Annotated in this window: 20 protein-coding genes; 15 read left to right on the top strand and 5 right to left on the bottom strand. The window is 63.4% G+C overall.

From position 1 onward, the window contains the following. From murA to tatC, 15 genes are all read left to right on the top strand, one after another. Window positions 1–1,251: a UDP-N-acetylglucosamine 1-carboxyvinyltransferase gene (gene murA / locus AC3RCG_RS00635; protein ID WP_070290314.1), complete on the top strand. Its 1,251-nt coding sequence runs from the start codon at window positions 1–3 to the stop codon at window positions 1,249–1,251. A gap of 146 nt (window positions 1,252–1,397) precedes the next feature. Beyond that, window positions 1,398–2,066 carry an ATP phosphoribosyltransferase gene (gene hisG / locus AC3RCG_RS00630; RefSeq protein WP_070219646.1) on the top strand — a complete coding sequence of 223 codons (669 nt, stop codon included), beginning with the start codon at window positions 1,398–1,400 and terminating at the stop codon, window positions 2,064–2,066. Window positions 2,067–2,092: 26 nt separating this feature from the next. After that, entirely contained in the window at window positions 2,093–3,418 is a 1,326-nt protein-coding gene (hisD, locus tag AC3RCG_RS00625; RefSeq protein WP_070219644.1) for a histidinol dehydrogenase, read from the top strand. Between the two features lie 5 nt (window positions 3,419–3,423). Next, window positions 3,424–4,353, top strand: a complete 930-nt coding sequence (locus AC3RCG_RS00620) for a DNA-methyltransferase (RefSeq protein WP_121671251.1) — start codon at window positions 3,424–3,426, stop codon at window positions 4,351–4,353. Between the two features lie 33 nt (window positions 4,354–4,386). Further along, window positions 4,387–5,481 carry a histidinol-phosphate transaminase gene (gene hisC, locus AC3RCG_RS00615; protein ID WP_121670710.1) on the top strand — a complete coding sequence of 365 codons (1,095 nt, stop codon included), beginning with the start codon at window positions 4,387–4,389 and terminating at the stop codon, window positions 5,479–5,481. A 19-nt stretch (window positions 5,482–5,500) separates the two neighbouring features. Beyond that, complete coding sequence (gene hisB, locus AC3RCG_RS00610; protein WP_010402123.1) at window positions 5,501–6,091, top strand: imidazoleglycerol-phosphate dehydratase HisB; 591 nt, start codon at window positions 5,501–5,503, stop codon at window positions 6,089–6,091. A gap of 38 nt (window positions 6,092–6,129) precedes the next feature. After that, on the top strand, window positions 6,130–6,768 hold the full coding sequence (hisH, locus tag AC3RCG_RS00605; RefSeq protein ID WP_141171105.1) for an imidazole glycerol phosphate synthase subunit HisH: 639 nt from the start codon (window positions 6,130–6,132) through the stop codon (window positions 6,766–6,768). Window positions 6,769–6,823: 55 nt separating this feature from the next. Then, window positions 6,824–7,597, top strand: a complete 774-nt coding sequence (gene hisA / locus AC3RCG_RS00600; protein WP_070219639.1) for a 1-(5-phosphoribosyl)-5-[(5-phosphoribosylamino)methylideneamino]imidazole-4-carboxamide isomerase — start codon at window positions 6,824–6,826, stop codon at window positions 7,595–7,597. A gap of 60 nt (window positions 7,598–7,657) precedes the next feature. After that, complete coding sequence (gene hisF / locus AC3RCG_RS00595) at window positions 7,658–8,419, top strand: imidazole glycerol phosphate synthase subunit HisF (protein WP_070219637.1); 762 nt, start codon at window positions 7,658–7,660, stop codon at window positions 8,417–8,419. Window positions 8,420–8,454: 35 nt separating this feature from the next. Then, the gene (gene hisI / locus AC3RCG_RS00590; RefSeq protein ID WP_492404890.1) at window positions 8,455–8,892 is read left to right on the top strand and encodes a phosphoribosyl-AMP cyclohydrolase; all 438 of its coding nucleotides are present in this window, start codon (window positions 8,455–8,457) and stop codon (window positions 8,890–8,892) included. Next, window positions 8,889–9,260, top strand: a complete 372-nt coding sequence (locus AC3RCG_RS00585; protein WP_034753849.1) for a phosphoribosyl-ATP diphosphatase — start codon at window positions 8,889–8,891, stop codon at window positions 9,258–9,260. The genes hisI and AC3RCG_RS00585 overlap by 4 nt, the downstream gene beginning before the upstream one ends. A 15-nt stretch (window positions 9,261–9,275) precedes the next feature. Beyond that, entirely contained in the window at window positions 9,276–9,647 is a 372-nt protein-coding gene (locus tag AC3RCG_RS00580; protein ID WP_070313395.1) for a histidine triad nucleotide-binding protein, read from the top strand. An 80-nt stretch (window positions 9,648–9,727) separates the two neighbouring features. Continuing rightward, window positions 9,728–9,964 (top strand): Sec-independent protein translocase subunit TatA, encoded by a 237-nt coding sequence (gene tatA, locus AC3RCG_RS00575; protein WP_046683197.1) that lies wholly within the window; start codon window positions 9,728–9,730, stop codon window positions 9,962–9,964. 47 nt (window positions 9,965–10,011) lie between these two features. Next, entirely contained in the window at window positions 10,012–10,545 is a 534-nt protein-coding gene (tatB, locus tag AC3RCG_RS00570; RefSeq protein ID WP_070313394.1) for a Sec-independent protein translocase protein TatB, read from the top strand. After that, window positions 10,542–11,297, top strand: coding sequence for a twin-arginine translocase subunit TatC (gene tatC, locus AC3RCG_RS00565; protein ID WP_035823092.1), 756 nt, complete (start codon window positions 10,542–10,544; stop codon window positions 11,295–11,297). The genes tatB and tatC overlap by 4 nt, the downstream gene beginning before the upstream one ends. An 84-nt stretch (window positions 11,298–11,381) precedes the next feature. Here tatC and AC3RCG_RS00560 read toward each other — a convergent pair whose 3' ends face one another. The 5 genes from AC3RCG_RS00560 to AC3RCG_RS00540 form a co-directional block, all read right to left on the bottom strand. Beyond that, window positions 11,382–11,780, bottom strand: a complete 399-nt coding sequence (locus AC3RCG_RS00560) for a hypothetical protein (protein ID WP_162995523.1) — start codon at window positions 11,778–11,780, stop codon at window positions 11,382–11,384. Between the two features lie 172 nt (window positions 11,781–11,952). Further along, on the bottom strand, window positions 11,953–13,812 hold the full coding sequence (locus AC3RCG_RS00555; RefSeq protein WP_492404937.1) for a DUF885 domain-containing protein: 1,860 nt from the start codon (window positions 13,810–13,812) through the stop codon (window positions 11,953–11,955). Window positions 13,813–13,981: 169 nt separating this feature from the next. After that, complete coding sequence (locus tag AC3RCG_RS00550) at window positions 13,982–14,470, bottom strand: hypothetical protein (protein ID WP_492404894.1); 489 nt, start codon at window positions 14,468–14,470, stop codon at window positions 13,982–13,984. A gap of 69 nt (window positions 14,471–14,539) precedes the next feature. Further along, a complete protein-coding gene (locus tag AC3RCG_RS00545; protein WP_492404896.1) occupies window positions 14,540–18,721 on the bottom strand; it encodes a DEAD/DEAH box helicase in 4,182 nt (1,393 codons plus the stop codon). Continuing rightward, window positions 18,718–20,661: a dipeptidyl-peptidase 5 gene (locus AC3RCG_RS00540; RefSeq protein ID WP_492404898.1), complete on the bottom strand. Its 1,944-nt coding sequence runs from the start codon at window positions 20,659–20,661 to the stop codon at window positions 18,718–18,720. Before AC3RCG_RS00540 ends, AC3RCG_RS00545 begins: the two co-directional genes overlap by 4 nt. Window positions 20,662–20,844: the final 183 nt, after the last annotated feature.

The raw sequence follows: 20,844 nt of genomic DNA, 5'->3' as shown, positions 1-20,844 counted from the left end.
ATGGACAAGCTCCTCATCAACGGCGGCAACCGCCTGAACGGCGACATCGCCATCTCCGGCGCGAAAAACGCCGCCCTGCCCATCCTGTGCGCGGGTCTCTTGACCGCGGGCGACCTGGACCTGACCAACGTGCCGCATTTGCACGACGTGGCCACCATGCTCAAATTGCTGGGCCAGACGGGCCTGAAAGTGCAGCAGGACGGCGACCGCGTGGTTCTCAACGGCAGCGCCATCGACACCCTGGAAGCGCCGTATGAGCTGGTGAAAACCATGCGCGCCTCGATCCTCGTGCTGGGCCCCATGCTGGCGCGCTTCGGCGAAGCCAAGGTCTCGCTGCCGGGCGGCTGCGCCATCGGTTCGCGCCCCGTCGACCAGCACATCAAGGGCCTGGAAGCGCTGGGCGCCGAGATCCGCATCGAAGCGGGCTACATCTACGCCAAGTGCGCCAAGCTCAAGGGCGCGCGCATCGTCACCGACATGATCACCGTCACCGGCACCGAAAATCTGCTGATGGCCGCGACCCTGGCCGAAGGCGAGACCATCCTGGAAAACGCCGCCTGCGAACCGGAAGTCACCGACCTGGCGCACCTGCTGGTGGCCATGGGCGCGAAGATCGACGGCATCGGCACCAGCCGCCTGGTGATCCAGGGCGTGGACGCCTTGCACGGCGCCTCGCACGCGGTGATCGCCGACCGTATCGAAACGGGTACCTTCCTGTGCGCCGTGGCGGCCACCGGCGGCGACATCACCCTGCGCAACGTGCGCACCGACATTCTCGACGCGGCGCTCGACAAGCTGCGCGCCATGGGCCTGACGATGACCTTCGGCGCCGACTGGATCCGTGCCGAGATGTCGGCCCGTCCGAACCCCGTCAGCTTCCGCACGACGGAATACCCGGGCTTCCCGACCGACATGCAGGCGCAGTTCATGGCCGTCAACACCATCGCCAACGGCGCCAGCCGCGTCACCGAGACGATTTTCGAGAACCGCTACATGCACGTGCAGGAAATGAACCGCCTGGGCGCCGACATCACCATCGAGGGCAACACGGCCATCATCGCCGGCGTCAAGCAGCTGCGCGGCGCACCCGTGATGGCGACCGACCTGCGCGCCTCGGCCTCGCTGGTGATCGCGGCCCTGGCCGCCGACGGCGAAACCCTGATCGACCGCATCTATCACCTCGACCGCGGCTACGACCGCATGGAAGTCAAATTGTCGGCAGTTGGCGCCAACATCGTACGCATCAAGTAACGCCTGTCAAAACCTACTGCGCGTCGTGCTTTGCGGCCTGCGATGCTCACTGTACCTTCGTACAGTTGCGCTTCTCGACCACAAATCACTTTCGCTCGCTACGGTTTTGTCAGGTGTTGTAAATCATAAATGAGTAAGGAACGAGCATGAACGGATCGAACAACGGCGACAGCTCCCAGCTGATCCTGGCGCTCTCGAAGGGCCGCATTTTTGAAGACACCATGCCGCTGCTGGAAGCGGCCGGCATCAAGGTGCTGGAAAACCCCGAGACCTCGCGCAAGCTGATTTTGGCCACCAACGATCCGAACGTGCGCGTCATCATCGTGCGCGCCAGCGACGTGCCGACCTACGTGCAGTACGGCGCGGCCGATTTCGGCGTGGCGGGCAAGGACGTGCTGCTGGAACACGGCGGCGAAGGCCTGTACCAGCCGATCGACCTGAATATCGCTTCCTGCCGCATGTCGGTGGCGGTGCAGGCCGGTTTCGACTATGAAAAGGCCGTGCACCAGGGCGCGCGTTTGCGCGTGGCCACCAAGTTCGTGCACACGGCGCGCGAGCATTTCGCCGCCAAGGGCGTGCACGTCGACCTGATCAAGCTGTACGGCTCGATGGAGCTGGCACCGTTGGTCGGCCTGTCCGACGCGATCGTCGACCTGGTCAGCACGGGCAGCACTTTGCGCGCAAACAACCTCGTCGAGGTCGAGCACATCATGGAAATTTCGTCGCGCCTGGTGGTTAACCAGGCGGCATTAAAGCTCAAGCGCGAGCGCTTGCAGCCGATTATCGAGGCGTTTGAACGCGCCTCGCAAGCCTAGACACATTCAGTAGCAGAAAGCCGATTATGCCGATACAGATACGCAAGCTCGATTCAAGCCAGGAAGGTTTCCAACAATCGCTCGACACCTTGCTGGCGTTCGAGGCGGGCACCGATGCAGCGATTGAAACGTCGGTCGCAAAAATCCTGGCCGACGTGAAAACGCGCGGCGACGCCGCCGTCCTGGAATACACCAACCGTTTCGACCGCATCCCGCATGGCGGCGCGGCGGAAATGGCGGCCTTCGATATTTCGCAAGCCGAACTGCAGGCGGCCCTGAACGGCCTGCCGTCGGCCCAGCGCGAGGCGCTGCAGATCGCCGCGCAGCGCATCCGCGCCTTCCACGAACGCCAGCGCGAGGAATTGCGCGGTTTTACTTACACCGAGCCCGATGGCACGGTGCTGGGGCAAAAGATCACGCCGCTGGACCGGGTCGGCATCTACGTCCCGGGCGGCAAGGCCGCGTATCCGTCGTCCGTGCTGATGAACGCCATTCCCGCGCACGTGGCAGGCGTGGGCGAAATCATCATGGTGGTGCCGACGCCCGATGGCGTGAAAAACCAGATGGTGCTGGCCGCCGCCGCGATCGCGGGCGTGACGCGCGTGATCACCATCGGCGGCGCGCAAGCCGTCGGCGCGCTGGCCTACGGCACGCAGACGATTGCCGCCGTCGACAAAATCGTCGGCCCCGGCAACGCCTATGTGGCGGCCGCCAAGCGCCGCGTGTTCGGCATCGTCGGCATCGACATGATCGCGGGGCCTTCCGAAATCCTCGTGCTGTGCGACGGCACGACGGACCCGGACTGGGTCGCGATGGACCTGTTTTCGCAGGCCGAGCACGACGAACTGGCGCAGGCGATCCTGCTGTGCCCCGATGCGGCCTACATCGCGAAAGTGGAAGAGAGCATCGCCAGGCTGCTGCCGACGATGCCGCGCCAGGCCACCATCAGCACTTCGCTGGCCGACCGCGGCGCGCTGATCAAGGTGCGCAGCATGCAAGAGGCGTGCGAGATCGCCAACGCCATCGCCGCCGAGCACCTGGAAATCTCGGCGGACAACCCGCAGCAGTGGGCCGAACAGATCCGTCACGCGGGCGCCATGTTCCTGGGGCGCTTTTCGTCCGAATCGCTGGGCGACTATTGCTGCGGTCCCAATCACGTGCTGCCGACGTCGCGCACGGCGCGCTTTTCGTCGCCGCTGGGCGTGTATGACTTCCAGAAGCGTTCGTCCATCATTCACGTCAGCGAGGCGGGCGCGCAAACCCTGGGCCGTGTCGCCGCCACCCTGGCGTATGGCGAAGGCTTGCAGGCGCACGCGCGCAGCGCCGAACTGCGTCTGAAGCCGCAGCCATGACGAATATGGCGGAGCGGCCGGACTGGGTCAACCGGGTCTATTGCGAAGATGCGCTGGCGGGGCTGGCGCGCATTCCCGATGGCTCGGTGGACCTGATCCTGACGGATCCGCCGTACAACCTGGGCAAGGATTACGGCAATACCTCGGACCAGCAGTCGGTGGCCGACTACCTGCGCTGGACGGAACAGTGGATCGATGCGGCGCTGCCCAAGCTCAAAGCCAACGGCAGCCTGTATATCTTTCTCACCTGGCGCTATTCGCCGGAAATCTTCGTCATGCTGAAACAGCGCATGGCGATGATGAATGAAATCATCTGGGACCGCCGCGTGCCGTCCATGGGCGGCAGCGTGCGCAGCTTTTCATCGGTGCACGACACCATCGGCTTCTTCGTCAAGCGCAAGGATTACTACTTCGACCTTGACGCGGTGCGCATCGCCTACGACGCGGCCACCAAGAAAGCCCGTTCGCGCTCGATCTTCATCGGCGCCAAATGGCTGGAAGTGGGCTACAACCCGAAAGACTTGTGGAGCGTGTCGCGCCTGCACAAGGAACACCCGGAACGGGCCGACCACCCGACGCAAAAGCCGCTCGAAATCATCGAGCGCATGGTCAAGGCGTCGTGCCCGCCCGGCGGCGTGGTGCTCGACCTGTTCATGGGCAGCGGCACCACGGCGCTGGCGGCGAAACGCTGCGGGCGCGATTTCGTCGGTTTTGAACTCAATCCCGACTACTGCGCCATCATCGAACAGCGATTGGCGGCCCTCGCGCAGGAGCTGGCCGAACCGGCCACATCGCCCGCGGCCAAGCCCGCCAAGGCGGCGAAAAAGCCGGCGGCGGTCAGAAAAACGGCTGCCGTGAAAAAGCCGCCCGCCGTGAAAAAAGCGCCGGCCCGCAAGGCGCGCAGCGCTAGCGTGCCGGAAGACGTCGTCATTTAGTCTCCATTTCATTTCATCAGGAGTGTTTGCAGCATGTCTTTCCTCGATCAGTTAATCAGCAACACCGTGCGCGCCGATGTGCGGGCCGTCAAGAGCTACCAGGTAGCCGATGCCAGCGGTTACATCAAGCTCGATGCGATGGAAAACCCGTATCCGCTGCCGCAGCATCTGCGCGAGGAACTGGGCGCGCGCCTGGCCGGCGTGGCGCTGAACCGCTATCCGCCGTCGTACGCCAGCCTGCAGGCGGCCATCTGCGCCAAACTGGGCGTGCCCGCCGGTTACGACGTCATGCTGGGCAACGGCTCCGATGAACTGATTTCCATCCTGGCCATGGCCTGCGCCCGCCAGGCGCCGGGCCAGCGCGCCGTGCTGCTGGCGCCCGTGCCGGCCTTCGTCATGTATGCCCGTTCGGCGCAGTTTGCCGGCATGGATTTCGTCGGCGTACCGCTGCAGGCCGACTTCAGCCTGGACATGCCGGCCATGCTGGCGGCCATCGAAGCGCACCGCCCGGCGCTGGTCTTCCTCGCCTATCCGAACAACCCGACGGGCAACCTGTTCGCCGCTGCCGATATCGAACGCATCCTGGCCGCCCTGGGCGACACGGGCATCGCCGTCGTCGACGAAGCCTATGAGCCGTTCGCGCAGCGCAGCTTCATGGGCCGCCTGCCCGAATATGAAAACCTGGTGGTGATGCGCACCGTGTCGAAACTGGGCCTGGCCGGCATCCGCCTCGGCTACATGTCGGCCGCGCCGGCCTTGCTGGCGCAGTTCGAGAAAGTGCGTCCGCCGTACAATGTGAATGTGCTGACGCAGGCGGCGGCCGAATTCGCGCTCGAGCACCTCGACGTGCTCAACGCGCAGGCGGCCCTGCTCAACAGCGCGCGCGACGACCTGGCACGGCGCCTGGCGGAGCTGCCCGGCGTGACGGTATTTCCCTCGAAGGCAAATTTTCTTCTGATTCGTGTGGCGGATTCCGACGATGTTTGCGCAAAACTGCTTGCCCGCAGGGTTTTAATTAAAAATATGAGTAAAATGCATGCTGCGCTGGCCAATTGCCTGCGCATCAGCGTCAGCACCCCGGAAGAAAATTCCCTTTTTTACGATGCCTTCAAGGCATCCCTCGTTTAGCCTACCGCCAGAGCCTCCCATGAACCGCACCGCAGAAATCACGCGCAACACCAATGAGACGCAAGTTCGCGTCGCCCTCAACCTGGACGGCACGGGCCAGCAAAAGCTCAATACCGGCGTGCCCTTCCTCGACCACATGCTGGACCAGATCGCCCGCCATGGCTTGATCGACCTCGATATCGAAGCGACGGGCGACGTGCATATCGACAACCACCATACGGTGGAAGACGTGGGCATCACGCTGGGCATGGCCGTGGCCAAGGCCATCGGCGACAAGAAGGGCATCCGCCGCTATGGCCACGCCTACGTGCCGCTGGACGAGGCGCTGTCGCGCGTGGTGCTCGATTTCTCGGGCCGCCCTGGCATCGAATACCACATCCCGTTTACGCGCGCCATGATCGCCGGCTTCGACGTCGACCTGACGCTGGAATTTTTCCGCGGCTTCGTCAACCACGCGGGCGTGACCTTGCATATCGACAACTTGCGCGGCACGAATGCCCACCATCAGTGCGAAACCGTGTTCAAGGCCTTTGGCCGCGCGCTGCGCATGGCTGCCGAGCTCGACGAGCGCGCGGCCGGCATCATTCCATCGACCAAGGGCAGCCTGTGAGCGCCGCTCTCGCTATATTGTAGATTCCGGGATCAAACATGAATAAAATTGTGGTGGTGGATTACGGCATGGGCAATTTGCGCTCGGTAGCGCAAGCCTTGCGTGCCGTGGCGCCAGAAGCCGACGTGCGCATTTCCGGTGTCGCTGCCGACATCGACAGCGCCGACCGCATCGTCCTGCCGGGCCAGGGCGCCATGCCCGACTGCATGCGCAGCCTGCGCGAATCGGGCGTATTGGAGGCGCTGCTGCGCGCCGCCGACAGCAAGCCCGTGCTGGGCGTGTGCATCGGCGAGCAAATGCTGTTCGACGGCAGCGAAGAGGGCGACGCGGCCGGCTTGGGCTTGTTGCCAGGCAAAGTCGTGCGCTTCCAGCTCGACGGCCAGGTGCAGGAAGACGGCTCGCGCTTCAAGGTGCCGCAAATGGGCTGGAACCAAGTGCGGCAAACGGCGTCCCATGCCATGTGGGATGGCATCGCCGACAACGCGTATTTTTACTTTGTGCACAGCTATTTTGCTCAACCTCAAGAGGCAGCGCACACGGTGGGCGAGACTGTCTATGGCGCGCCGTTCGCCTGCGCCGTCGCCCGTGATAATATTTTCGCGACACAGTTCCACCCTGAAAAAAGTGCTGCCGCTGGCTTGCAGCTGTACAAGAACTTCGTTCACTGGCAACCTTAACGTTGGCTCTCCGGCTTTTTTTCCGCCTCTCACTCACTTTTAAACCACACTGACCATGCTGCTTATTCCCGCCATCGACCTGAAAGACGGTCACTGCGTACGCCTGAAACAAGGCGATATGGAACTTGCCACCGTATTTTCCGAAGACCCGGCCGAAATGGCCCGCCATTGGCTGATGCAGGGCGCGCGCCGGCTGCACCTGGTCGACCTGAACGGCGCCTTTGCCGGCAAGCCGAAGAACGAAGGCGCCGTGAAAGCCATCCTGAAAGCCGTGCAGGATTTCGCCGTGGAAAACGACATCGAGGAAATCCCCGTGCAGCTGGGCGGCGGCATCCGCGACCTCGACACCATCGAGCGTTACCTCGACGCCGGCATCACCTACATCATCATCGGCACGGCGGCCGTGAAAAGTCCCGGCTTCCTGCACGACGCCTGCGGTGCCTTCCCGGGCCACATCATCGTCGGCCTCGATGCCAAGGATGGCAAAGTGGCAACCGATGGCTGGAGCAAGATGTCGGGCCACGAAGTGATCGACCTGGCGAAAAAATTTGAAGCCTACGGCGTCGAATCGATCATCTACACGGACATCGGCCGCGACGGCATGATGGGCGGCATCAATATCGAAGCCACCGTCAAGCTGGCGCAAGCCGTCAAGATCCCCGTCATCGCTTCGGGCGGCCTGCACAACATCGGCGACGTGGAAGCGCTGTGCGCAGTCCAGGCCGAAGGCATCGAAGGCGTGATCTGCGGCCGTTCCATCTATGAAGGCACGATCGACCTGGCGCAAGCGCAGGAACGCGCCGACGAACTGACCGACGCCGCCGTTTAAGCCTGCCCGGCCGGGGCGCGCCTGCGCGTGTCCTGGCCTGGCGACAATCTGGAACCCATCATGCTTGCAAAACGTATTATCCCCTGCCTCGACGTGACCAATGGCCGCGTCGTCAAAGGCGTCAATTTCACGGAATTGCGCGACGCGGGCGATCCCGTGGAAATCGCCCGCCGCTATGACGAGCAGGGCGCCGACGAAATCACTTTCCTCGACATTACCGCTTCGAGCGACAACCGCGGCCTGATCTTCGACATCATCGAAGCGGTGGCGTCGCAAGTGTTCATTCCGCTGACCGTGGGCGGCGGCGTGCGCGTGGTGGAAGACGTGCGCCGGCTGCTCAATGCGGGCGCCGACAAGGTCAGCATCAACACCTCGGCCGTGACGAACCCCCAGCTCGTGTTTGAGGCATCGCAAAAGCACGGTTCGCAATGCATCGTCGTCGCCATCGACGCCAAGCAGGTGTCGCCCGGCAAGTGGGAAGTGTTTACCCATGGCGGACGCACGGCCACGGGCCTGGACGCGTTCGAATGGGCGCGTAAAATGGAAAGCCTGGGCGCCGGTGAAATCTTGCTCACCAGCATGGACCGCGACGGCACCAAGGTGGGCTTCGATCTGGGCCTGACGCGCGGCGTGTCCGACGCCGTCAGCATTCCCGTGATCGCCTCGGGCGGCGTGGGCGGCTTGCAGGATCTGGTCGACGGCATCAAGGTGGGCCGGGCGGACGCCGTGCTGGCCGCCAGCATCTTCCACTATGGCCAGCACACGGTGCAGGAAGCCAAGCGCTTCATGGCGCAGCAGGGCATCCCCATGCGCCTGGCGTAAAGACAAGCAAGTCAATATCAGCGGGATAGAAGAACATGCAGAACGGAACCATCTTAGCAAGCAATGCCAAGTGGCTGAAAAAGGTCAAATGGGACGAGCACGGCCTGGTGCCCGTGATCGCGCAGGAAGCGGGCAGCAATGACGTGCTGATGTTCGCCTGGATGAACCGCGACGCGCTTGCGCGCACGGTGGAGCTGGGCGAAGCCGTATACTGGAGCCGTTCGCGCAAGAAACTGTGGCACAAGGGCGAAGAATCGGGTCACACGCAAAAGGTGCTGGAAATCCGCCTCGATTGCGACGAAGACGTGGTCTTGCTGAAAATCGAGCAAGCGGGCGGCATCGCCTGCCATACGGGTCGCCATTCTTGCTTCTTCCAGAAGTTCGAAGGCGACGAGAAAACGGGCGAATGGCAGATCACCGACCCCGTCCTGAAAGACCCTGAGACGATTTATGCGGAAAGCAAGAGCAAATGAGTGAAACGTTAAAACGCCTGGCCGCCGTGATCGAATCGCGCAAGCTGGCCAATGGCGGCGACCCCGCCACCTCGTATGTCGCGCGCCTGTTTGCCAAGGGCGATGATGCCATTTTGAAAAAAATCGGCGAGGAAGCGACGGAAACGGTGATGGCCGCCAAGGATGCGCGCCGCGACAACGACCCGTCGAAGGTCTTGTACGAATGCGCCGACCTGTGGTTTCACTCGCTGGTGATGCTGGCGCAGTTCGACCTGACGCCGCAGCAGGTGCTCGACGAGCTGGCGCGCCGCGAAGGCCTGTCCGGCCTCGAGGAAAAGGCGGCGCGCAAGGACGAGCTGCGCGACGCTGGCGAAACAGACAAACACTGACCTACTGGAGCGTGCGTGGATAACTGTATTTTCTGCAAGATTGCTGCAAAACAAATTCCCTCGACCATCGTGTATGAGGATGACGACTTGCTGGCCTTCAAGGACATCAACCCGGCCGCCCCCGTGCATCTGCTGTTGATCCCGAAGCGCCACGTGGCCAGCCTGTCCGATTGCGACGACAGCCATACGGAAATACTGGGCAAGCTGCTGCGCCTGGCGCCGAAACTCGCCGCCGAGTTCGGCTGCGCCGTCAGCTATGACGCCGATGGCACGCCTGCCGGCGGCTTCAAGACCATGATCAACAGCGGCCCGAACGGTGGGCAAGAGGTGTATCACCTGCACATGCATGTGTACGGCGGTCCCCGTCCCTGGCGCGGCCAGCACTGATTTCGCCGTGCGCCGGGTTCGCGTGTATACTACCGGCATTGGTTGACGCTATTCGGGCACCGTCCCGCAAGGAGAATGTGATGGGTTCATTGAGTATTTGGCACTGGGTGATCGTTCTGGTTATCGTGATGCTGGTCTTCGGCACCAAGAAACTGGGCAATATCGGCGGTGATATCGGCAAGGCCGTCAAAGGCTTCAAGGATGGCGTCAAGGGCGACGATGACGCGCCGGCAGCCAATACCCCTCCTGCTGCGCCATCGCAAGTGGCCGACAAAAGCACCATCGACGTCGAAACGAAAGAGAAAAGCAAGTCCTGATAGCGTGGCGGGGCGCTTGCCTCGTCCGGTAACAGCCTTGTCCGCTTATGATCGATCTCGGTCTCTCTAAAATCGCCATCATCGGCGTGGTTGCGTTGATAGTCATCGGCCCTGAAAAGTTGCCGAGAGTGGCGCGCATGGCCGGCACCCTGTATGGCCGCGCGCAACGCTACCTGAACCAGGTGAAATCCGAAGTCACGCGCGAAATCGAGCTGGAAGAGCTGAAAAACCTGCAGAAGGAAGTGCAGGAGGCGGCCCATTCCGTCAAGCAAAGTGTGGAGAAATCCATGCATGGCGTGGAAAATTCGATTTCCGGCAACCTGGCCGAGGTGGAAAACGCCTGGCGCGGCGATTCCAGTTCGTATGAGGGGCATCACGACGCCCATGAGGCCATGCTGCGCGCCACCAACGATGACCTGGCCCGCAAGGCGCGCGAATTTCGCCGCAAGAAACTGGTGCGCAATTCCGCCATCCCTGGCTGGTACAAGCAGCGCCATGGCGGCAAGCTGCACGTGCAGTCGGCGGCCGCCCGCGTGGCGCGTTTCCGTCCGCGCGCCAGTTCCTCCTCCTTTTACTCATGAGTAGCAAATCTCCGGTGGAAGAAACCTTTATCTCGCATCTGGTCGAGCTGCGCAACCGCCTCGTCAAGGCGTCGATCGGCATCGCCGTCGTCTGCGCCGTGCTGTTTTACTGGCCCGGCCCTTCGCATATCTACGATTTCATTGCGGCGCCGATGATCGCCTCGCTGCCGGCCGGCTCGAAAATGATCGCCACCGGCGTCATCTCGCCCTTCCTCGTGCCGATGAAAGTGACGCTGGTGATCGCCTTTATCGTCGCCTTGCCCTGGGTGCTGTACCAGATGTGGGCGTTTATCGCCCCCGGCCTGTACACGCATGAAAAGCGTTTGATCGCGCCGCTGGTCATCTCGTCGTCGCTGCTGTTCATGGCCGGCGTGGCCTTCTGCTATTTCTTTGTGTTTGGCCGCGTGTTTCACTTCATCAGCGACTTTTCGCCGTCGTCGATCGCGGTGACGCCGGATATCGAAAACTACCTCGATTTCGTCATGTCGATGTGCCTGGCCTTTGGCGCCACGTTCGAAGTGCCCGTGGTGGTAGTGATCCTCGTGCGCATGGGGCTGGTTTCCATCGCGAAACTCAAGGAAGTGCGCCCCTACATCATCGTCGGCGCCTTCGTCATTGCCGCCATCGTCACGCCGCCGGACGTGGTCAGCCAGTTCTCGCTGGCCATCCCGATGTGCCTGTTGTTCGAGCTGGGCCTGCTGGTGGCGCCCATCTTCGTCAAGGCTACCCAGGCGCCGGAAGAGGCGTCCTAGACGCTTTACTATACTCGCAAGCAAAAGCCGCTGACCTCCCCCGGGAGCAGCGGCTTTTTTGTTGCCAGGAAAGTGAGTGCACGCTTACTGCAGCATCAGTTTGCTGAGGATGCCCAGGTTGAGCAGGATCAAGGTGCTCATCATCCAGTAGACGTGTTTCATGTCGGCGCCATGGCGCAAGTCCAGGCGTTCCAGGCGGGCGTCGAATTTTTGCTCCAGGGCGTCAATTTTGGTGTCGAGCCTGAGCTCCAGCGCATCGATCTTCATCTCCAGGGCGCCCACTTTGGTATCGACGTTCTGCGACACCAGCTTGATTTCCCCCAGCAGATTGCGCTCCAGCGCCAGTTCGCCATGCACGACGACGGCCGAGCCCAGTACCTCGCCCAAGGCCGTGGCATGGGCTTCCGCCTGCTGCGTGGGCACCCCTGCCGAGGCGAGGCGTTTGGCGTAATCGAGGGTGTCGAACTGGATGGGCATATGCATGGACGCTCTTGACTCTCACCCTAGCAGAAAAATCGGCAATTGCCAGTGAGGAGTGCGGTGGCGCCTGCCTTCCCGTCAGCTTAATGGACAGGGGCGCTGGTGGTTTGCGGCGGCGCAAACGCATGCAAAAAGGGCGCCGCGGCGCCCTTTGCAAGCTGACGGCGAGCGCCGCTTAATTCATCAATTCCTTGATGACTTTGACAGGGGCACTGCCGTAGCTGAGGAATTGCTCGTGGAAATCCTTCAGCACGAACTTGTTGCCCAGCGCTTGCTTGCGCTGTTCGCGCAAGTCCATGATTTCGCTGTAGCCGCTGAAATAGCTGGTCAGTTGCACCGAGCTCAACTGCACGCGGCGCCATTTTTCCGTCGCTTCACGCTTGGTCTGGAAGGCCTGGCGCGTCAGCAGGTCGAGCGCTTGCGCTTCCGTCATGCCCAGCACGTGCACGCTGTAGTCGAGGATGGTGTTGGTGACGCTGCGCAAGTTCCACTTCGAATACATCAGCCACATTTCCGGCGCGTTGTTGCCATAGCCCGATTCGAGCATCATGCGCTCGCCATACACGGCCCAGCCTTCGATCATGGCGCCATTGCCGAAGATCGATTTGACCAGCGACGGCGACTTGTTCGCGTACACGAGCTGCGTGTAGTGGCCGGGGATGGCTTCGTGGATGTTCAGGATCTGCAAGATCCAGTGGTTGTACTCGCGCAAGCTGCTTTCCGCCTGTTCCGGCGTTTCGCCGTCGAGCGGCGTCACGTTGTAATAGGTGCGGTCCTGCGGGCGGTAGGGGCCGGGCGCCTCGATGCTGGCGCCGGCCACGCCGCGCTGGTATGCGGGCGTTTCACGCACGACGAGGGGCTTTTTCGGGTCCATCGTCAGCAGGTTGTGGCTGGTCACCCATTCCTGCAATTCCGGGATCTGGCGGCGGATTTCCGGCACGAAATCGGCGGGGGCCACGTGCTTGCTGGACAGCTTGTCGATCACCATGCCGATCTTCGCCGTGCGGTCCGCCGGCTTGGCCGTGCTGCCCATGGTTTTCACCCACAGCTCGTCGGACAGGCTATCCATGTGCTCGAGCAGCTTTTCGCGCGCGGCCAGGGCTTTCTGGTACATCTGCTCGGCGCTCACGCTGGCCTGGATATCGTAGGCGAATTTCTGTTCATATAAATCTTTGCCGATGCGGAAGGAGCGCGCATTGCCGTTCTGCGCCAGCGCGGCATCCTGTTCCGTCAGCCAGGCCGCATAGCCTTGCACGGCCGTGCGGGCTGCGGCGATGCGCGCGTTGTACAGCTGTTTTTCCGCCGGCGTCAGGATGGAACCCTGTGCCGTCTTGTTCAGGTCGTCAAGCACGCTGAGCACGCCGGCGCTCTGGGCGATGGCCAGCTGCGTGTGCTCGCGCGTGGGGTTGACGATGCTGGCGCGGGCGGCCGCATAGTATTGCGGCACGCTGGCGATGCGCTTGAGCAAGGTGCGCAGGCGCTGCGGCTGGGCCGCGTATTCCGTGTTCAGGATGAAATCGATGGAGCCGGCCACGTTGTACTGGGCGGGATTCCATTCGAATTCGCGGAAGGTGGTCAGATACCAGCGGTCCGACAGCAATTTATTCGTCAGCAAGGCCAGGTCGGTGCGTTGCTTGTCCGACATCTTGCCGGCATTCAGCTTGCCGAATTTGCCCAGCCATTCTTCGATGAAGGCCAGTTGCTTCTGGCGGCTGGCCGCGTCGGGAATGCTCAGGTTGGCGGCGCCATCGTACTTGCCGACCGAAATCGCGCTTTCCGGGTCCAGGCGCCACAGGGCCGTGAGGAATTGGCCGCTGAGGTTATTCATGGAGCGGTCGCTGCTGTTCTCGCTGGCGACGGCGGCGACCGTCGCTGCCGTGGCCGCCGTGACGACGGCCGCTTTCTTGCCGACGGTTTTCTTCTTGCTGCTGCTGGTGCCGGCCTTGCCTTGCTTCTGCGGTTTCTTGGCGGCGCTGGCTGGTGTCAGGGTAAAAGCCATCATCAATGCGGCGAGCGCAACTTTATTTTTGATCAGCATAGTTTATCTCTTGAATATTTTGCTGTCTGTCAGTATCAGAAAATAATAAACTGATAATATAAGTAACAAACAACTATTGAAAGGTTGGCCTTGCTTGCCTGGGCGGCCCAAAGATTAGCATTAATTGCCGCCGCTGCGCAGTTTTTTGCGCCGGGAGCGCGCGGCGCTAGACGACGATGGCGCTGCCGCGCAGCATGTCCTGGTGGCGCGCATTGATGGCCGCCACGGCATCCTTGCCGCGCGCCATGCCGGTGGCGTGGATTTCCGTTTCCTGCGTGTAGCGCTGGCGGACTCTTACCGTATAGGCTTGGAACAGCCAGCTCCAGAAGTTCGTTTCATAGACGGCTTCATCCATGTCGCGCCATTTGACGCCCGTCAGTTTCTTTTTCCACGGCAAGATGCCGGACGCCAGCCACACGCCCGTCTCGTCGTAGTACAGCTGATAGCTGCGGATGGTCAGCAGGCGGTAGGCGACGATCAGCGCCGAGCCGATCAGCACCACGAAGGCGGCGCGCGCGTTGTACTTGAAGGCCAGCGGCAGGGCGGCAAAGAACAGCAGCACGGCGATGATGAACGTGCTGACATAGGCTGTCCAGGATTTGCCGCACAAAAAGGTGGCGCGCTGGCCGGCGCTGGTGGCGATATAGTCGGTCATGGCGTGGCATCAAAACAGGGAAAAACGATCATCGCATGGAACGCGGCTTGCCCGTGCATTTTTTCAAGCTCATCGCTTCAACCCCTCCTGCAGCATGCCCAGCATGTCACTGGCCGACATGCGCGCGGCCGCGTCGCTGCCTTCCAGCAGACTGTCGGCCAGGTCGCGCTTGTGCTGGTGCAATTCGACGATGCCTTCCTCGATCGTGTGTTTCGCCACCAGCCGGTAAATGGTGACGGGGCGCAATTGCCCCATGCGGTGGGCGCGGTCCGAGGCCTGGTCTTCCACGGCCGGGTTCCACCACGGGTCCATGTGGATCACGTAATCGGCCGCCGTCAAGTTGATGCCCATGCCGCCCGCCTTCAGGCTGATCAGGAAGACGTCGCCATCGCCCGCCTGGAAGGCGTCGACCCGGCGCTTGCGCTCCTGCATGGGCGTGCTGCCGTCGAGATACTGATAGCTGACGCCATGCTGCTCCAGGTGCTTGCGGATGAGTGTCAAATGGTCGACGAACTGGCTGAAGACGAGCACCTTGTGGCGGTTTTCCAGCAAGCCCGACAGCAGCTCGGCGAAGGCGGCCAGCTTGCTGCTGGCCAGGCCCAGTTCCGGCGCCACCAGTTGCGGATTGCAGCAGGCGCGGCGCAGTTTCATGATCTCGGCCAGGATCTGGATGGCCTTTTTCGAGGCCGGTCCTTCCACCATGGCCAGCTTTTCCAGCGCTTCGCGGCGCAAGGATTCGTACAGTGCCGTTTCCTGCGGCGACAATTCCACTTCCAGCACGATTTCCGTGCGTGACGGCAATTCCGACAGCACTTGCGTTTTTGTCCGGCGCAGGATGAACGGCGCGATCAGGCGGCGCAGCCGCAGGCGCGCGCCGGCCGCCGCCCGCTTGTCCTGATCCTTTTCGATCGGTCCCGCAAAGCGCAAATTGAACTGGTCCAGGGTGCCCAGCAAGCCCGGGTTAATAAAACGGAACAGATTCCACAGTTCGCCCAGGTGGTTTTCCAGCGGCGTGCCGCTGGCCACCATGCGGAAATCGCCTTGCAGGGCCATCACGGCTTGCGAGCGCTTGGTGGCGCCATTCTTGATCGCCTGCGCTTCGTCGAGCACGATCGTATGCCAGCGCACGCCGGCAAACATGGTGGCTTCCTGCTGCAGCAAGCCATAGCTGGCCACCACCACGTCGAACGGCTGCAGGGTGTCGAGCATGTCGGCCCGGTCGCCGCTGCCGAACAGTTTGATGTTCAACGTCGGGGCAAAACGCTGCGCTTCGCTGATCCAGTTCATGCAGACGGACGTGGGGGCGACGACGAGGGTGGGACCGTTCGGTGCGCGCGCGAGGATCAGCGCCAGCGCCTGCAAGGTCTTGCCGAGTCCCATGTCGTCGGCCAGGCAGGCGCCCACGCCCCAGTGCGCCAGGCGCGCCAGCCACTCGTAGCCGGCCAGCTGGTAGTCGCGCAAGTCGGCCTGCAGGGTGCTGGGCAGCTGCGGTTGATAGTCGTCGAGCGCGCGCAGGCGCAGCAGGTGTTCGCGCCACAGTTTGTCGGCCTTCACGCCGCCCGCATCGTTGGCCAGCTCTTCCAGCGCAAACGCGGCCAGCGGGTGGATGTGCACGCCATCGGCATGCGCTTCGCCATACGCGGCCAGTTCCGACAGGCGGCGGTGCAATTCATCGCTGAGGGCGAGGAACTGGTTGTCGCCCAAGGCCACGAAGCGGCTTTTATTGTTCTGCATCAAATCGAGCAGCGCGCGCAAATCCATCACCTTGTCTTCATCGATCTGCACTTCGCCGCTGGCGGCAAACCAGTCTTTTTCGCTCTTGATATTCAGGCGCATCTGGCCGCTGTCGATGCGTTTCGACACGCGCATGGTTTCGCCTTCGGGCCAGGCCAAGACCATGCCGGCGGGGTCGAGCGATTGCAGCTCCACCAGCAATTGCAGGCCCAGCGCTGGCTGGCCCAGCAGCCATTCGCCATGCTCTTCTTCCGCCTCTTCCAGCACCAGACATTTTCCGATCAGCTGGCGCTGCGCTTCGCGTTCCGCATTCAGGTCGCGCCGCGCTTGCACGGCCCGGCCCGCCACATCGGCAAACACGCTTTCGGCGCCGCTGCCCGGTGCGTAATAGGCGCCGTTGTCGAGCAGCGGGCGCACGAGAATTTGCATCTTCAACCCCTGCTGGTAGGGCAGCAAATGCACGTGCAGGCGGTGGTCGGCCGTGATGACTTCCGCGTCGCCGGCGCCGCCGCCGATGTCGGACTGCACGGTGACCATGGACGAGATGGCGCCGATGGCCTGCATCACCTGTTTTTCCGCATGCAGGGGCACGGACAAGCCCAGACCCACGATGGCGCCGATGCGCCGGTGCTCGTCGAGGATGTGCACCACGCGCAAGCGCGTCGGCGTTTCCTTCTGCACCACGACGTTGCCGCCGTTGTCGGGCAGCGGCGGCTGCATGCCCAGCCACAGCTGTCCCTCGTGCGACTTGATCAGGAGTTCGGGCGCGCCGGCGATCAGTTCCACGCGCGTGTCGGGGTGATCGAGCCAGAAGACGAGCGGGTGGCCCACCAGCAGCACGGCAGCCTTGTCCAGCTCGATTTCATAGCGCGGCGCCGACGAATAATATTGTTTGAACGGCGCGATGCTGCCGGCCGCGCGCGCGTCTTGCGGCGTGAGGAAATCGATGTCGCCCGCCTCTTCGGCCAGGCGCTTGAGGCCCATGGCGCGGCCCTTGCTCCAGCCGCCCCGCGCGTCGCGTTTCTGCTCGCGCACTTCCACGGCCGTCAGGCCGAAGCGCGGGTCGAACGCCACCAGCCACACGAGGCGCGAGACGCCGCCCAGCGCTTCGGCGGGCGCGTTCTGCTGCAGGTTGATCAGGGCGCTCAGCTGGCGCTGCCACGCTTCCTGGCGCTCGAACCACGGCGCCATGTCCGTCAGACCGTGTTGCGCGCGCTTGGCCGTGGCATAACGCTCCTGCTGCGGCTCGCCCAGCAAGCCCAGCAAGCCGGCCGCCTGCGCGGCAATCAGGTCGTAGCCGGCCGCGTCCGCTTGCTGCACCAACAGGCGCAGTTGATCCTTGCGCCCGCTCAATTGCGGCAGGGCCAGCCAGTAGTACAGCAAGGCCTGGAACAGCTGCGCTTGCAGTCCCGTTTCCCAGCTGCGCGTGGGGATCGCATCGGCTTGCAGCACGCCGGCGCGCACCAGGCGCAAGGTGTTCAGTTGCTGGTAGACGATGCTGTCGTGGTTCGGTTGCGCATGCAGCGCGATATCGAGGTAGGTCTCCGCGCTTTTCAGCAGCTTGACGTCGTTGCCACGCAGCAGGGCCAGCACGTACAGGTGGCCGCCGATGCCCGTAAAGCACAGCTTGCGCTTGCCCGTTTCCTTGCGCAACCCTTTCAGGGCCGTTTCAAAGCCCGCCACGGCGTGGGCATGTTCGCCGCGCAACAGGGCGATGCTGCTGTCGACAAACAGTGCCTGCGGCCCCTGCTGGCCCGCCAGGTAGCGCGCGGCCGCGTCGAGTTCGCCGCACAGCAGGGCGTCTTCGGCCAAGGCCAGCGGCAGGGCGGCGCCGATGTGGTCGCCGGCGGCCGCCTGGCGCGCGTGGTGCGCGCGCGCGTAGGTACGGATGGCGTGCGCCGTGGCCGGTTCGCGCGGGGCGTTGCCCAGCAGCACGGCGAGGATGTCGTCCTGCAGTTGCGGCATGACGAAAGACAGCATTTCCGGCTCGAACGGCCGGCCGAAGATCTCGATCAGCGGATGCAGCTGCTGCGCTTCATAGCACGCCATGCAGGCGGCCAGGATGGCGGCCACGTGGCGCACCTCGTCATTGCGCAAGAGGGCGATGCGCAGGCGCGCCACGCCTTGCCGGTAGCTGCGCAATTCCACATAGCCATCCCAGTTGCGCCGCACGGGGTTGATCAGCTCGATGGCCTGGCACAGGTCGCGGAACACCAGGTGCTCGATGGCGGCGCGCATGGCGGGCCAGCGCAGCTTCGCTTCGCAGGCATAGCCCCGTCCCACCACTTCGGACGCCAGCGCGTGCCGCGTCAAATGCTGCAGCATGCCCGTGACGGTGAGCAGGGCAAACGGCGTGCCGTCCGGCTCGACGACGTTGGCGCGCTGCAAGTGTTCATACACGGCATGCTTGCCCACGGGTTCGCCCGCGATGGCCAGCAAGGCCAGGATCATCTGTTCGTGCTGCTCCAGGGCGGCGAACTCGTCCAGCAGATGTTGCTCTACATTCGGTTCGCTCATGCGGGTAAATTGGCGATATGCACGGGCGGCTCGCCGGCCGTCACGGGCAGGCCGAATACGCGCTGGTAGAAATACAGTTCCGCGTCGAGGGTGCGCACGATGTTCTCCGCCTTGCGGAAGCCGTGGCCCTCGCCTTCGAGCGGCACGTAGGCGACGGGCACGCCGCGCGCCTGCAGGGCGTCGACCATCAGCTGCGATTGCTGCGGCGGCACCACCTTGTCATCGAGGCCCTGGAAGAAGATCATCGGGCGCGACAGTTTGTCCGTGTGGTGGATGGGCGAGCGCTCGCGGTACAGGGCCTCGGCTTGCGGCTGGGGGGCGATCAGGTAATCGGTGTAGCGCGATTCGAACTTGTGCGAATCGTCGTCCAGACCCTTCAGGTCGGATACGCCATAGTAGCTGGCGCCCGCCTTGAAGACGTCGTGGAAGGTCAGTGCGCACAGGGTCGTCAGGCCGCCCGCGCTGCCGCCGCGGATAATCAGGCGCTCGGGGTCGGCCAGGCCCTCGGCGGCCAGGTAGCGGGCGCCGGCGATGCAGTCTTCCACATCGACGATGCCCCATTGCCCGCGCAACGCGTCGCGGTATTCGCGGCCGAAGCCGCTGCTGCCGCCGTAGTTGACGTCGAGCACGCCGATGCCGCGGCTGGTCCAGTACTGCGTCGCCAGCTTCAAGGTATTGCTGGCCATGCTCGTGGGACCGCCATGACTGATGACGATGACAGGCGGCAAGGTGCCTGCCGGCGCCTGCACGTCGCCATTCGTGGGCGCATAGAAGAACGCGTACGCCGTGCGGCCATTGCTGCTAGGGAAACTCAAGCTGCGCGGCACGGACAGGTACGCCAGCGCGGGCAAGGCCGTGATCGACTGCGCCAGCACTTCCAGTTCATGGTTCGACAGGTCAATGCGCGCCAGTTCCAGCGCGATGGTGGGACTGCCGCCGAGCAGCGCGACGAAGCCGGGCCCCACGCGCAGTTCGCGGATTTCCTGGTACGGGTGCGGTATCGGTTCCAGCTTGGCCGCCGTCACGTTCAGCTGCGCCAGGTAGCTGATGCCGGACTGGATATACGTGCAGACGATCTCGTCGTCGGAAAGAAAACCGTACATGCTGCCGCCGAAGGTCCAGTGCGGCGTGGCAAATTCCGCTTCCATCGGGCACAGCGCCTCGATGTCGGCGCCATGCAGGCGGTACAGATTCCACCAGCCGCTGCTGTCGGAAACGAAGTGCAGCAAGCCGTTCGGCGACCATTCCGGCTGGCAAATCGACTCGCGCGCGCCGCCGGCGATCAGGCGGGGCGAACCGAGGCTGCCGTCCGCCTGCACGTCGGCCAGCCACAGTTCCGTGCCTTGCCACGGCAGGCGCGGGTGGTCCCAGCTGATCCAGGCGAGCTGGCTGCCGTCCGGCGACAAACGCGGCGCCGCATAAAAATCGTGGCCACGCGCCAGCACCGTTTCGTGCCCGTCGAAGCCGACGGCCGCCAGGCAGTTTTCCGGCTGCGCATGGCCCTCTGCCGGATGCTGTTCGCGCACGGCGATCAGGCGGGCACGGGCCGCATCGACGACGAAGTCCGCGTGGCGCGTATTGCCGCCCGTGGTGAACGCTTCGGGCGCGGCGTCGCCGACCACGCGGTACAGGCAATTGTCGGCGAAATGCGAGAAATACACGGTATCGCCGGCCACCGCATACGCGCCGCCGCCGTATTCATGCACGCGGGTGCGCACATTGAAGGGCGCTGGCGTGAGTTCATCGACACGCGCGCCGCGCTGGCGCAGCAGGGTGTTGCGGCCCGCCTCGCTGGCGCGCCCGGCCAGCCAGAACACGTCGGCGCCATCCGCTCCCCCGAGGGCCAGCTGCGTCAGCGGCGAGGCGCCGGCGGCGACGATGGCCGCGCTGATCGGCGATGGCCAAATGCCATAAGGGGTGCTGGATGCGGTCGAGGTCATGCGGGCTCCGTGTCGTGGTGGGTAGAGGGGCCTCCAGGCGGCGTCAGGCAGCGCGGCGGCGTTCATCATCATAATGGAAGGGCAGGCACAACGAAAGTCATCGCTGTGCGTGGCAAATGCTGCAAAGCGGCACCGGAATCAATGAAATGGCGGCGATTGGATGCGATAATACCGCTTCTCCAA

The organism is Janthinobacterium sp. GW823-FHT01H08, assembly GCF_058797855.1.
The sequence above is the reverse complement of the archived record's forward strand: the minus strand, read 5'-3'. Positions and strand labels throughout refer to the sequence as shown.